General features: G+C 34.8%; 8 protein-coding genes. 2 read left to right on the forward strand and 6 right to left on the reverse strand.

Annotated elements, in window-relative coordinates; translation table 11 throughout:
• Positions 1–1,560, forward strand: coding sequence for a sialate O-acetylesterase (locus tag ACJJVO_RS15115; protein ID WP_405575604.1), 1,560 nt, complete (start codon positions 1–3; stop codon positions 1,558–1,560).
• 172 nt (positions 1,561–1,732) lie between these two features.
• On the opposite strand, the gene ACJJVO_RS15120 is transcribed toward ACJJVO_RS15115, so the two are convergent.
• From ACJJVO_RS15120 to ACJJVO_RS15145, 6 genes are read right to left on the reverse strand one after another with little or no spacing between them, the layout of a single operon-like run.
• A complete protein-coding gene (locus ACJJVO_RS15120) occupies positions 1,733–4,477 on the reverse strand; it encodes a T9SS type A sorting domain-containing protein (protein ID WP_405575606.1) in 2,745 nt (914 codons plus the stop codon).
• A gap of 56 nt (positions 4,478–4,533) precedes the next feature.
• The gene (locus tag ACJJVO_RS15125) at positions 4,534–7,350 is read right to left on the reverse strand and encodes a chitobiase/beta-hexosaminidase C-terminal domain-containing protein (protein ID WP_405575608.1); all 2,817 of its coding nucleotides are present in this window, start codon (positions 7,348–7,350) and stop codon (positions 4,534–4,536) included.
• Between the two features lie 30 nt (positions 7,351–7,380).
• Positions 7,381–9,009: a hypothetical protein gene (locus ACJJVO_RS15130; RefSeq protein WP_405575610.1), complete on the reverse strand. Its 1,629-nt coding sequence runs from the start codon at positions 9,007–9,009 to the stop codon at positions 7,381–7,383.
• On the reverse strand, positions 8,999–11,551 hold the full coding sequence (locus tag ACJJVO_RS15135; RefSeq protein WP_405575612.1) for a hypothetical protein: 2,553 nt from the start codon (positions 11,549–11,551) through the stop codon (positions 8,999–9,001). Before ACJJVO_RS15135 ends, ACJJVO_RS15130 begins: the two co-directional genes overlap by 11 nt.
• Positions 11,552–11,589: 38 nt before the next feature.
• Entirely contained in the window at positions 11,590–13,113 is a 1,524-nt protein-coding gene (locus ACJJVO_RS15140; RefSeq protein WP_405575614.1) for an arylsulfatase, read from the reverse strand.
• Complete coding sequence (locus ACJJVO_RS15145) at positions 13,106–13,306, reverse strand: hypothetical protein (RefSeq protein ID WP_405575616.1); 201 nt, start codon at positions 13,304–13,306, stop codon at positions 13,106–13,108. Before ACJJVO_RS15145 ends, ACJJVO_RS15140 begins: the two co-directional genes overlap by 8 nt.
• 132 nt (positions 13,307–13,438) lie before the next feature.
• Between ACJJVO_RS15145 and ACJJVO_RS15150 the strand changes: the two genes are divergently transcribed.
• Positions 13,439–15,823, forward strand: coding sequence for a glycosyl hydrolase family 95 catalytic domain-containing protein (locus ACJJVO_RS15150; RefSeq protein WP_405575618.1), 2,385 nt, complete (start codon positions 13,439–13,441; stop codon positions 15,821–15,823).
• The last annotated feature ends 4 nt before the right edge of the window (positions 15,824–15,827 follow it).

Raw genomic sequence — 15,827 nt, forward strand, 5'->3', positions numbered from 1 at the left:
ATGAAAAGGTTAAGTTATTTAATCTTATGTGTTGGTTTAATTTTTAGCACTTATTTGTTTGCAAATAATTCTTGTTCTGTACCAACAGAGTCTATTTTAAAAAGGGAAGCTAGAATCACATTTGAATTAGCTTCTCTTTTTAAAAACCATATGGTTTTGCAACGTAATCAATCTATTCCTGTATGGGGAAAAGCTGAGGTTGGAGCAACCATTACCGTTAAGTTTGCAAATTCAGAAAAAAGTATTATTGTAGATTCTAATGGTGAATGGCGTATAGATTTAACTGCTTTAAAAGCTAGTTTTGAACCAAAAACAATGATTATATCATCCTCTTTAAATAAAGATGATATAAGGATTTTAGATATTGTAGTTGGCGATGTATGGGTATGTTCTGGTCAATCTAATATGGAAATGGAAGTTGACCGTGTTCCTGAAATTAAGGCATTGATACCCAAAGCTTCTCATATTCGAAGTTTTAAAGTAGAAAACAACGTAGCATTTAAACCTCAAGCTAGATGTAAAGGCAAATGGGTAAATGAGCAACCAAATAGTGCCGTAGCTTTTTCTTTTGCTTATTTTCTTCAGAAATCTGCCAATGTTCCCGTGGGTATTATATTAACATCTTGGGGAAGCTCATCTATAGAAGGATGGATGCCAAGAGAAATGACCAAAACATTGCCTCATTTTAAAGCGATGATGGATGCGTTTGATACTAATAGTAAAACTAAAAACAGAATAAAAACCATTAAAAATGGTCCGGTACCGTGGTCCAGAGAAGATAATCTTTTTGCGCGGAGGCAATCAAATATACTTTACAATGCGATGATACATCCATTAATTCCTTATGCTTGTAGAGGGTTAGTTTGGTATCAAGGAGAAAGTAATACACAATCAATGCATGGTAAAAAGAATCGGAATACTGGTATGCTTCAGTATGAAGAAACGCTGAAAGAATGGATTAAAACGTATCGAAAATCTTGGAATAACGATGACATGCACTTTATGATAGTTATGCTACCTGGTTACGGAAAGATTTTAGATTCAGAGACAGAGATGAATGCAAAAAGCCCTAATGCGCATTCGTGGGCATGGATGCGTGAGTCACAATTGAAAGTTCTTGAGTTGCCCAATACATCTGTAGTAAATACAATTGATTTAGGTGATGTTAAGGACGTACACCCAAAAGATAAATTGCCTATTGGTAAGCGCTTGGCTTTATTGGCAATGGATGAAATTTCAAAATCAGATTCTAAATCCTGTGGTCCCATATTTAAAGAAGCAAAAATAAAAGAGAATAGAGTAGTCGTTTATTTTGACCATGCTAAAAAGCTTAAAACAAAAGATGGAAAAGCACCGACTGGCTTTTGGTTAGCAGATGATTCTAAAAATTGGTTTTGGGCCAATGCCAAAATAAAAGGAAAAACAGTCGTATTACATTCTAATCAATTATCAAAACCTAAATACATTCGTTATGCCTTTACAGCTGTACCAGAAGTAAATTTGGTTAATGAAAAAAACTTGCCAGTATATCCATTTAGAACAGATACTTTTCAACCATAAAAGGTTTTATGAAAAGTGATTTACTACTATTCATAAAACCTTTATCTCTTTTTATATACTGTAATAGGGTAGGTTGTACAAAGTGTTAATTATTATGCTAAACCAACCAAAGGAAACAGGATTAATTACACTATTTATTTTATGAAATTATTAATTTCAAAATTTATCTTACTCACTGAATAATTACTTTTTGAGATTTTAAAACTTTATTACCTGAATAAATTTTCATAATATATAGTCCACTTGAAGCTTCTAGTTTTATTTCTTTGTCACTAGACGTCTCTAATTCCAAGTTTTGAACAGCATATACTTTCACTCCATGTAAATCATAAATTTCCACAGAAGTAGTATAGTTTTCTGCCGTTGTTTTTAAATTAAAAAAACCATCTTTTGAAACTGTTGGATATATAATAATAGAATTATTACTTAGCTCATTTTGATCTATTGATAAATCACTATCTGCTGTGAAAGTACTTGTAAATAGCCCTCTGCCATAAGTAGAAGCTAACACTGTATTATCTGCTTCTCTTAATTCAAACGAAGTTACTTTTACACTAGACATTCCGTTTTGAGAATGTACCCATTCAGGATTATCATCCGTAAAATTATCTGTTTGCCAAACCCCATAATTTGTCCCTATAATTACTTCATCATCATCCATTGGATTCATCATTATTGCTTTTACAGGAATGTCTGCAAAATCTCCATCTTTTACAGCCCAATTAGTACCTCCATCAGAAGTGTAATAAATATTATTTACACCATAATTATGCAACGTTACCAATATTTCATCTTCGTTCTCACCTAATTCTATACTAGAAATTGAACCTGTATTGATTATTCCATTAACATCTATGTTTGTATAAGTAAGAGTAGTACTACCAAAACTATCGTCATCAGCATTTTCTATCTTTACAATTGACCCTGTAGCAGAACCCACAAATAATGTAGTGCTACCTGTAGTATATGGTGAAACTTTGATAGCTGTAGGCTCACTATCTATAAAATTACTATTTGCAAAACTACCTGCCCCAACATTACCGGATGTTAAATCCGTAAATCGAGAAACTCTATAGGTGCCATCTGATGAACCATTCACATATAAAATATCTAAATTGTCATCTAAATCTGCAATGTTTGCGAAAGAACCTCTAGAAGTATCATTTCTAATTGGTATACTTTGACTATTAGCCGTTATTGGTAATAAATAAGATTCATATACATTATACACATAAGAAACTATTAAATATTCTTCATCTTTATCTATAAAAGTAGCCACTCCATCACCTGAATAAACTTCAGAAAATGAATTAGTTCCACTTGTAGCATTACCAACATATAAAGAGCCATTGTCTTGTGCACCTCCTAATAACATCTCGTTTTCAGGATCTGGACCAATAGCTCCTGAATAAAATTGTGTTATATTGTAGTTGTTATTTCTGGCAACTATTGCTGTTTCGCTTGATGAAGCAATTGACAAATTAGATGAATAGTAAACACCTCCATCATTGGCAAATATTCCTTTATTAGAATCAGAAGGATCAAAAACAAGTGCATGATGATCGGCATGAACCAATGATACATTTAAATTTGCTAAATTATTATTGTTAGACCATTTAGAAATTTGATTCCAAGAAAAACCTCCATTATCAGATCTAAATAAATCTATTCCTCCTACATAAACAATATTATCATTCGTAGGATCAACCTCTACCATTAAATTATAAAAAGCCTGACCTCTTGTAAAGTGATCTGCATCAATTCCAGTATCAGCATCTGCTGGTTCTGGAAGCACAGTAAAGTTTTCTCCATCTGTAGTTTTAACAATTCTAACACCTGTAGAGTTTCCTTCTTCTACCAGCGCATATACTAAATTAGGATTTGTTTTAGATGCAGAAAGTTCTACTCTATCTCCTCCTGTTAAAGAATACTTCTGTGTAAAATTTTCTCCGTCAGTTGTTCTATATATCTCTCCACCACCAGTACTCCATCTATTCTTTTTTGTAGCGCACCATAAAGAATTATCTGCTGCTATCTCTACGTCACTAAAAACATAGGCTCTTGTATCTCCATCAACATCAAATTCTATTTGATTAATGTTTCCATTTTCCATTTTATACCAGCCAGAGGCATTAAAACCAACATGATTATAGTCTAACCAACCATCTAATGAGAAAAACACTTCGGTTGTACCATTATTATCCCATGCTACAATTTCATTAAAAAAGTAAGGGCGTCTGCCTCTTCCTTGATTTAGGTTGATGGACCATAATACAGACCATGTATTTCCTCCATCTGTAGTATACCATGCTCCATTTCCTGTGCCATCATTATGCGTATATGCCTCTCCTGTACCTACATACCACGTATTAGAATCATTTGGGTCTATAGCAAAACATGTAATCGCTAGGTTTTCGTCTATTCCTACTTGAGTCCAAGAAGAAGATGCATTACTAATATCATCGTTTACCCATAAACCTCCACTTACTCCTCCTGCAAATACTCTTGTTCCGTTTATGTCATTAGGGTCATAAAAAACAACTCTAGTTCTACCTCCAATATTATTTGGACCTCTATCTACCCATGCATTTTCTGTATCTTCACCTGGTGACCTAGCAGATCCCCCTAAAAAATTTGAAGATCTTTCTTCTTCTATAATTGCTTGAATATTTTCAGGATTTGTTTTTCCTGTAGCAGGATTCATCTCTAACAAATATTGATCATCGAAATACCTATTTGGGGGAATCCCTGATTTTTTTCTCTCCGATTTAGACAGTTTTAATCTTTCTTGCATTGGATGATTGTCTATCATCGTTCTAAATTCTTCTTTTGTTACACCTTTATTTTCTTTAAAAAAAAGAGTTAAAAACGCAACAAAAGCTGTCGTAATGATTAAAAATATAGTAATTTTTTTCATGAAAATAAATTTAAATTTATTGAGTTTTTATCTTAGATGAAACACATTGGATTTACTTAAGGAATGATGACTTCAAACACTTTAGAACCATAATCTCTCACCGCAGTAATCTTTACTTTTTGACCTGCATATTTTTTAAGGAACTTCTGTAAATGGGCAATATTTAAAACTTTATGCTTGTTTAATTTTTGAATCACCCAATCTTTGTTCAATCCAGCATCCAACCACATTTGCGCTTTTTTATTATCTAATGACTCAATATAACAACCAAAATTATACCCACCTGTAGCATCTATTAAATCTGGATCATCTGCAATGTTAATTAACAAAGCTCCTTTTACTTCTTTTTGAAGCGCCTTTTTAATTTTTGTAGTCTTTCCCTTGACAATAGTTTCTCCTTGATATTTACCATCTAGTAAAGTGGCTAGCCAACTAGGATGGATAACTTTTTTAACTTTTGTAAATTCAACCTCGTTTGTAAAACCAACTGGAATTCCATTAGAATCAAAGGTTCTAGCTCTCAACAATGTTGATTGGTTAATTTTAAATGGCTCTGAATATTTTAACGAATTCACGGTTGGTTCTGAACCATCTGTAGTATAATAAACATTAGATTTTTTTCCTGCTCTAATATCAGCCTTTAAACGTACAATAGTTTCGTTTTCAAAATCACCTCCAAAAGGTAATATGCGAGTCATTGTATGACCAAACTGATCCATAGGGAAGTTTTTAAACCCTGTCTTTAATGCTGGAGAATTCTCTTTAACTTGATAATTTCCATTAATAGGGTCTACAAAATTTGGATTTGCTGAAACAGAGTTTAAATCATAGCCTTCCTTATTCCAAGCTTCCATGTTCTGATTAGGTGACATGTGAAAATTATCAGGATAGTTAACATTCCAATAGGTATTATTATCATAGTTTTCACTCCATTTAACTTCTTTAGACAATCCTACACCTCGAATAAAGTTTTGAGTAGGTACATTTTTACCAGGCAATGTACCAGCGATCACAAAAATGTTTTTATAAATCTCGTCTTCCGAATTCTCTGGCCATACATGCCATCCTGAAGGTACTGCACTTACTGTAATATTATTGTACACCTTACGTCCCATACCATCTCTAAGTTTGATAGTAGAACCTAAATTTAAATTATTATAGATTTCGTAATAACTAGAGCCATCATCCAAATCAATCGTCCAATTTCCTGCACTAATAGATTTACGGTAATTAGCGATTCGGTTATTTCGAATAACCACATTATCAATGGCATCCAGTCGCGTCAATTCCTTAATAAAATGCTCATCCGTTCCTCTACCTCCTTTCCATTGTCGCTCACGTCCCCAAGAATTAAAAGGGCCATGCTCGCCTGTCTCTCTTACGGTTTCCCAGATATCATTAAATTCGATTAGGTGTCCGCCCCAAGTACCATCATTAATACATATGCCTGCACGCGGACAGTTATAAATGGTATTATGTGAGGCTGTTATTTTATGACTCATAGAAATATAAACACCTGCCACTTGCTTACCAACATCTCCAAAATCGTGCATAATACTATTTTCAACAACGCAATTCTTTGGATAATCTGGGGTTTTAGGACCTGCTTCTAAGTCCATATTTTCACGCATTTCATTCCAATTCTTGCCATCCATTAATCTGTCATCCCAAGTTTGATAAAACCGAACAGCTTCCGGCGAACCAACAAAGCAAACCGCACTTTCTCCGGTGTGTACAAATCTACAACCGCTTACTTTATTTTTACGATTGTAAGCACTCATAAATACACCATTACCACCTACATATTCAAAATTACAATCTGCAATTAACAGGTTTTCTGTACCTTCCATAAAAATAGCACCACCTCTATGAATAGCCCAATCTCCGCGAGCTACAGGCTCATAAGACTCCATAAACGTGTAGTTGGTTTGTGTAAAATTGAATCCTTTAAACTGAATATGTTTTACAGGAGCTTCTTTAGTGCCCTTCAACTGAATCATATCTTTTATAACTGGAACTTCAATTTTAACGTCACTTAATTCTACGCCTTGCATCGGATAATAGTAAAGCGTATGGGTTTCTGTATTTAAAAACCATTCCCCAGGAACATCTAGTTCTTCAAAAATATTTTCAACAAAATAGTAAGACGCATGACTTTTTTTTCCTCCTATACCATGTGTTCTTTGAAGTTGCCAACCACCTTCGTTTAGAAAAATTTTATTTTGTTCTCTATTAATTGATTTAAGTCTGTACTGCATATTTCCCCAGTTATGACTTTGGAAACCATGCACAATTCCTGTTTCTGGATGGCTCCATGTTTTATCCGAAAAAGTTTCAGGATCATAGGAAAACCATTTATCATAACGCTTATCTGTACCACCTGTGACTTGAAGGTATCCTTTCCCGTCACGAAGTGGATTCTCATAATCATAATTAGGGAATCTTGCTCTAACTTGGCGTTCTTCATTAACAAATAATTGATCCATAGACAAGCCTTCAGGAACTTGCGTTTGATAAATACCATTTTTATAGGCTTTCCATTCTAGATGCTCTAATCGCTGAGAGCCTTTGATAATTACTTTTGCTCCAGGTATAGCTGAAAATACAACGGGATATTTTTCCGTTCCAGAATAATCACTACCTATCTCAATGGTTTTATTAAGATAATATTCTCCAGAAGTAAACCAGACCGTAACGGCTTCGTTACCTGCATATTTTTTTACCTCTTGTAAGGCTTTTTCAAAACTTAAATAAGGACTGTTTTTTGTTCCGGAATTAGCATCGTCTCCTTTAGATGATACATAAATATCTTTGGCAAAAGCGTTTCCAAACACGAACAGTGCGATAAGAACGGTTAATATATTTTTCATCATCTTATGAAACTTAAATTCGGTTTTAATTTTTTATTTCTTAAACGACACAACTACCTTATCTAAAATTGGTTTTGATTCATTTTCTGTAGTATCCGTCATTTTAACCTCAAATTGAAAACCATATCCTTTAGGTAAGTCAGAAAAATTCAACTGTGCTGGTGTTTTTTCAACCTGCTTAGAAAAACCTTTTATATAATCATACTGTTCTTTTACAACCTGCCAGTCACTCCACTCATTAATTTGTCCGTCATTGGTAGTGTCCACTCCCATGCGCACTTCTACGGTTTCTACCCAAGGACCAGTACTTACATAATCGTTTCTAGTTTGCGTAAGCAAGTAATATTTACCTTCTGCAAACATGATATCTGGATCTGGATGGCCTTGACCTATATTTCCACAAAATTCAAATTGTTTATTAATATCATCAGACGTAAACCAAGCAACACTCATGTGTTTACCACCAGTCTTACCTGCTGGATCATAATCAGCAAATAAATAATATTGACCACCAATAGAAATAGAAGCCCAATCTCCAAAAGAATTTTGTTCTGGCTCATGGATTTCGTATTTACCAAAAGAAACGACGTCTCCTTTTTTGATTCTTTGTCTAGGTATATCAACAGGTGACGCTTTTCCAGGATAGTTATCAGGATCTTCCTTAAACCAATGTGGATGTGCATATTCCGCAAATTTACCAGTTGGTTTGGTGCGTTCATCTACAGGAGGATTTAAAATTTTAAAATCATTAAAACCATCTTTACTAACCGCATGCGTTGCTAAGGGCGAATCCCAAGCATGCGTAGAAGCATCAATAGGCGACCAATCTTCAGCTATAATATGAAAATTACCATCTAAATCTCTAATGACTGCACAATCAGAACCATCTGAAGGATCCTTAAAAGCCATGCCCATCTTTTTCCCAACAAGACCATCAGTTAAGTTTTCATCAATAAGTAAATGCGGATCTTGATCGTTTGGAAAATCGTAATAAAAATAAAATTTTCCATCAATATATTCTGCAGAAGTTACCCAACGTGAAGACATGTCTGATATAGGTCCATAATGCACCCAGTTTTTCATATCGATACTATGCCAAGCATGATAGCCCTTTAGCGATTTTTTTAATCCTGATGGAGCATCAAATTGATTTTTAAGATGTGTGGTTTTTAACACCACATCATAACCTTTTAAGATGGTATCCTTACTTTTAAAATCATTCGGTCGTTTATTATTCTTTCGAGTATCATATTTACCAAACATCCAGTAATTTCCATCTCCTAACTGTAATGCGACAGGAGCATCACCTAAGTTTGCTGGTGCTGCAGTAGGGATTTGTTCCCAATTTAACCATTCTGTTGATTGAGAAAATGTAATGGATTTTGCAGCTCTTTTTTTTGTAAACTTTTTCATGGCGCTTTGGAATACGGCTTCCTTTTCAGTAGGAATTACTTTTCCATTGGTGATTTCCAAATTTGATTTTGTAGCTATATTCGCTTGCCAGTCTTCTTGAGACTCAAGGGTCCAAGTATCTTGTGCGTGTAGCATTCCGCTTGCTGTAAATAATAAAAATGTAAGTGACAGAAATAAGCCTTTATTTACTTGTGTTCTATGGTTTGTTTTCATGATATTTTTAGATGAATTATATGATTTATTTTTCAAAAGAAAATGTTTTTGATTCTTGATGTCTCCATACTTTCACGGTATGTTCATGGTTCGCTAATTGCTTCATGTTTTTAATAAAATCTTGTTCATTTGCTATTTTTTCCGAATTTAATTCAAATACGACATCATCCACTTTAAATCCCATTTTAGCCAATTTACTATCCTTAGGAACAGAAACCAATAAAACGCCATAGGTGTCAAACATTCCCGTTGCTGTAAGTTCGGCTTCTGTTTCTAGCGTTTTAAACTTAGCTCCAAATAATCCTTTCATCTTTTTCTCCACATACACATTAGATGCTACCTCTTTTGGTGCATGTATTTGTGGTTTCATTGCTAAACGCTTCAATTTATCTGAAGTAACACCAAAACCCGTCATCGGAAAGTTTTTAAATCCAAGTTGTAATGCTGATGATTTGTTTGAAACTGTAAAATCGCCATGTTGAGGCGCTTCAAAAAGAACATTTCCATAGAGACTTTCTGCATCATCTAGTGTTTGCTGCTGTACTCCATAAGCAGGAACAACGTCTTTAGCATCTGGATTGTGAATGAAATTTTTATTGCGTATGCCTCCCCAAAGCGTGGGATTACTAGATTTGTATACTGTTCCACCCCATAAAATGTTACTTTCAAAAATATCATGCGTTGGTTTAGGGTATGGTACATTACAGGTGTATCCTCTACCTAAGATTACATTATTAGTAACATTACGATGATAGCCTTCACGTGTTTTAATACCACCTGAAAGACTGATATTATTATAGATTTCATAATTAGTGGAACCATCATCTAAATCGATATCCCAACCATGATCGCATTGCATTCTGTTATTTCGAATTGTAGTTGTTTGATATGCATCCCATAAAGGCATATTTGGATACTTATCTATATAATTACTAATCATAGGCTTTCCATTTTCATCCATTAAATCTGGTCCTGATGGGCCAGCTCTAAACCAAAAACGATCTCTTCCCCAAGAATTAAATGCGCCATGATCGTGCGTTTCTAGTACAGTTTCAAAACAATCATTCCATTCTATAATATGACCTCCCCAAGTACCATCGCAAATATTAATGGCAGCTCTTGGTGTATGACTAATAGTATTGTGAGCAATTGTAATTCTTGATGACATAGAAATATTAATTCCTGAGGCTTGCTTTTCAAAACGACCACAACGCATCATCAGATTATTTTCAACTATACAATCTGCTGGATATTCTTCAGATTTTGGACCAATTGTAGTGTCTATTTCATCTATTGGTGGTGGAAGATGTTGAAAACTAAATGAAGGATCACGAACCGCAGCAAAGGAACCAACCAAGTTCACATCCGTAGAACCATTATTCTGAAAAAAGTTGCTTTTAATTTCTATATGACGATTATAACCATCAATAAATACAGCGTTTCCTCCCAATTCTTCGAAAGAACAATTTTCAACAATAATATTCTCCGTACCACGTATATGAATAGCACCTCCACGATATACACACCAATCGCTTCTGAGTAAAGGCTCAATGGTTTCTTTTAAGGTTCTTTTTGTTCCCGTAAAGTGAATACCAGAAATCTGAATATGTTTTACCGGCTTAGTCGTTTCGTAGTTTTTAACAACGGTTTCTTTTTGTGCATTACCACTTTTGTGAATAACCATTTCCGCAACAGGTAGTTTATGCTCTCCGTAAATTTCAATAAGGTGTTTAATTTGAAGAACGGCTTCAATCTTTGTGTCGTTAAGATTTACATGGGCTTCTGGCATATAATATAACCAACCGTCCTTGGTATTGTGATACCATTCTCCCGGAACATCTAATTCTTCAAAAACGTTTTCAATCATGCGATAGCCTTTGTGAGGCGGAGCAGATCGGTTGTTTTGCCAACCACCTTCGTAAACCAATTCTCCTTTATCGTTTTTGCCCGTCACAAAATAATGTTGACTTCCCCAAAGCCCTCTGTGCATTCCATTTAAGATGGCGCCTTCAGGATTTTCCCATTCTGCCGCTTTTTTAGCATCCCAAGCGTCTGGCGTCGCTCCTGAAAAAGGAACTGTGCCTGCTTTTTTACCACGTACAGAATCGTCACCATCAGTAGGTATAAATCCAGCGTTAAAATTTGGATACCTAGCCATATGTTGTCTGGTATGATCTACAAAAAGTTGATCGATAGCATTTAAATCACCAACGTTAGTTCTATAGATGCCATCCTTAAACAATTCCCATTTAGAGGAAATTAATTGCGCTCCAGTAATAACGACCTCTTCATTCTTAGCAGCAGCATACATAACAGGGAATTGCTCACTACCACTATCTTCTGTTGTAATCTTTAGAGGCGTGCTTAACCTATAAGTACCTTGATGAATGATGATTTGACAGGGTTCTTTTCCTAAACGTCCACTAGCTCTTAATTTTTTCTGAGCAGTTTCAATAGTTAACAAAGGCTTAGATGCCGTTCCTTCATTAGAATCTGAACCATTTGTAGCGACATGGATATCTAGTGCATACATTGGTACAATAGATAAGATTAATAAAAAGGTAATTAATTTTTTCATTCGTTTAGATATTTTTTTATTCCTATTTAAGCTGTAATTTATTTTGCTTTATCTTCTGCATAAATATTGACGTCTCTATCATTTTTTTGAATTTCCCCAGGTGTACTTCTTCCTTTGTCAACATAAGATTGAAGTAGTTGGGTTAATTCTTCTACTTTTTCAGGGTATTTATCCTGCAGATTTGTTGTCTCAGCAATATCGTCTGATAGGTTGAATAACTGCACACTAGGTGATCCTTCTGGTGTTTGCCCTGCTCTTGGCGTACTCCAACCACCAGACCCTGGACAAAGTGCTAGTTTCCAATCTCCTTTTCTGATAGAAAAAGAACCATTAATACTATGGCTAATAATGTCTTCTCTATTTGTTTTCTTTGGATCTTTTAACGTTGGTAAAAAAGAAATGGCATCGACACCTGATGTATCATCTAATTTTACACCAGTAATTTCAGAACAAGTAGCAATAAAGTCAGTCATACATGTTAATCTATCTGTTTGTGTTCCTGCTGTTATAACTTCTGGCCAACGAACAATAAGAGGAACGCGATGGCCACCTTCGTAAATATCGGCTTTATTTCCTCTTAGATTTCCACTAGGTGAGTGTCCTTTCTTTTTTAAAGCAGGAATTTTTGCAGCAGGCGAACACCCATTGTCCGTAGAAAATATAACAATGGTGTTTTCGGATAAATTATGTTTATCCAAAGCTTTTAAAACTTCTCCTACAACCCAATCTGTTTCCATTAAAAAGTCTCCATAAGGTCCTAATTCAGACTTTCCTCTCCATTTTTCACTAGGAACAATAGGCGTATGTGGTGAGGTTAATGGCAAGTATAAAAAGAACGGTTCTTTTTCTTCAGCTCTCTCGTTTATATAATCCACTGATTTTTCTGCAAAAACTTGTAAACATTCACCTGATTTAAAACTTGGTGCAGAAGGCCCTTTTCTAGAACGTATCTTTGGGTCATTCATAACAGAAGGGATTTCTGTCACTTTTTCATTTTCAATATAAACATAAGGAGGCATATCTAAAGAAGCTGCAATGCCATAAAAGTAATCAAAGCCATTACTTGTTGGCGTTATAGCAGGTTTAGTATAATCGATATTCCATCCTCCACCTATTTGCCATTTTTCCTTCTTATAATTAGGTAACAGTTCCCAACCGATACCTAAATGCCATTTACCAATCATTGCTGTATGATAATCTGCTTGCTTTAATAAACTTGCTATGGTTGTTTCATCTTTTTTAAGCAACGGTTTTGTAGTCGGTTTATGGATGACCCCTTTAGATAAACTTGTTCTCCAATTATAACGACCCGTTAAAAGTGAATAGCGAGACGGAGTGCAAACGGAAGATGAGGTATGTGCATCTGTAAAACGAATCCCTTCTCCTGCCAAACGATCTAAGTGTGGTGTCGCCGCTTTTCCTGTAGTATGAGAAACATCACCTATTCCCATATCATCGGCAAAAATAAATATGATATTTGGACGACTAGAATCTACTTGTTCTTGTGCTCGTATGTGTTGGCTAAAACATAATACAAAAATTGCAATTATAGATTTATACATTTTGATCTGGATTGGATATTGGAATTAATAATGTAAAACTATGCATTAATGCTACAATGTGTTTTCTGTTATCGACCATTTTCTTACTCAATTTAAACTTGAGCAAATCATCGCGCGTCATCATGGTCGTTCTTAGGGTCAATTCATTTTTTTTCCTATACGGATTAGTAACCAAAAGGGTGTCATATTTCATATTTAAAATTTGGTTCACGCACTATATATTTACCGAATGCTGAAATAAAGAAAGTAATTGCAAGATTAGAGAACAACTTTCTTTAGTTAATAAAATATATTTGTTATTCATTATCTAAACAAATATTAGTCCATGTTTCGATTAAAATTAGAAATACGTATTCTTTATCTTTTTATTCTTGTTTCGAGCACCTTATTTTCTCAGAATAATCAGGTCGATTTTAAAGTGGATTACGAATCCTTTCTATCCAAACACGACCTGCTTTGGGATCTTGTTCCAGACAAATGGCAAACCGCACCTTATTCAGGAAATGGTAATGTTGGCTTTTTATTGTATCAAAGTCCAGAGGAAAACGACAATGTGATTTCGCTGCATATTGGTAGACATGATTATTACGATCATAGAGAAGCCGAAACAAAGGCGGATGAAATGCTTTGGATCAAACGAAGCCGTTTACCATTAGGTCATTTTAAACTGAAATCTAAAGGTAAGATTACAGGTATCGATATGCGTTTAGATTTATGGAACGCAGAACTAATAGGTACTATCACAACGACTAAAGGAAGTTACAACATTAAAGGGTTGACGCATAGCACCACTGATATCATTTATTTTGAAACAGAGACAAAAGATGAAGACGTAGAAATCACATGGCATGCTGAAGATCCTATTCCACCTGTATACGAAGTTTTAAAAAGTGGTGGCGGACCAAAAGGTGGTACATGGGATAAAATGAGGGCTGTAACTTTAGAAATGGCACCCAAACCAACGTTCAGTGAGAAAAACGGTTACAAATTCTGTTACCAACCGTTATACGACAATAGAGGAGAAACTACTACAGGTTATAAAATAACAGGTAATCCTTCCGGAAAACAACAATTAATAGCGAGTGTACACCATTGTTTTCCAGATCATAACTCTCTAGAAATTGTTACTGAAAATTTAGAAACTGCGGAAGCGCTTATCCAAAAAGACAACTTTGTATCTACCCATCAAAAATGGTGGCACGACTATTATCCATTAAGTTTTTTAACCATCAATGATGCGGAAAAAGAATCGTTCTATTGGATACAAATGTATAAACTAGGCTCTGCTTCTAGAGGAAACGGACCCATTTTAGATTTAATGGGACCTTGGTATAACCGAACGTTTTGGCCAATGGTTTGGGGCGATTTAAATGTGCAACTCATCTATTGGACGCATTTAACAGCCAATAGAATGTCTATTGGAGAATCTCTACCAAACAACATTGATAAATATGCTGAAAACCTAGAAAACAATGTGCCGGGAAGTTGGAAAAACAGTGCTGCCGTTGCTGCTTTAATGCCGCAAGACCTCATCGCTTTCAACGGAGCAAAAGTGCCAGATATGTTAGCATGGATGTTAAACGATTATTGGTTGCATTGTCAATTTGCAGGCGATGATATTAGAATGCGAGACAACCTATTTCCAATCTTAAAAAAGACGGTGAATAGTTATTTAAATTATATAAAAGACAATCCTGTAGAAGCAGAAGACGGCAAAATTCATATTAAATACAGTTGGTCGCCAGAATATAAACCTGGTCGTGGTCAAGATATTAATTTCACTTTAGCCTTAATTCGTTGGAGCTGTCAAACCCTAATCGATATTGATGAAAAGCATGAATTAAATGACCCGCTTAAAAAAGAATGGAAACATCTGTTGGATAATTTAGTGGATTTTCAAATTGATAAAAATGGTCTTATGGTTGGAAAAGACCGACCTTTTGCCAATCCGCACAGACACTATTCGCATCTATTAGCCTTTTATCCTTTAATGGTAATCACACCAGAAAAAGAAGAAGATAAAAAACTACTGCGCACGTCGTTAGATCATTGGTTGGATGTTACATTTAATAGTGGTAAGAAAATCAAAGCCATGCCAGTTACAGGTTATACAGCAACTGGAGCATCTTCTATGTATGCCAATTTAGGCGATGCTGAAAAAGCCTATTATTATCTAGATTTTCTAATTAAGCATAAAAATATTTCGTCTACTACGATGTATTCCGAAGGAAAAATTAATCCGGTTATTGAAAGTCCACTGTCTTTTGCCACAAGTTTACACGATATGATGTTGCAAAGTTGGGGCGGAAAAATTCGTGTATTTCCTGCGAGTCCGAGAAAATGGAAAGATGTTGCGTTTCATGATTTAAGAACACAAGGTGCCTTTTTGGTCAGTGCTAAAAAAGTAGAAGGAGTTACCGAATTTGTATCTATAAAAAGTTTAAAAGGAAATGCATGTGTCGTTCATGTAGATTTTGAAAATCCTAAATTTTATATCGATGGGAAGTCCGTTTCTATAAATCAATCTGAAGATGGTTCTTACAAAATTGATTTAAAGCAAAATGAATCGGTTATTGTTACTTCCAAAGAAATAAACAAAACAGATTTAAGCATAAAAGAGTTACCAAAATCGGAAGCAGAGCAAAATCTATTCGGTTATGGTGAAAAAACAAAACGACTACCAGGTCATAAATACTACAGTTCTTATTAAATAT

Origin of the sequence: Winogradskyella sp. Asnod2-B02-A (genome assembly GCF_045063645.1) — a bacterium.
Lineage (GTDB): Bacteria > Bacteroidota > Bacteroidia > Flavobacteriales > Flavobacteriaceae > Winogradskyella.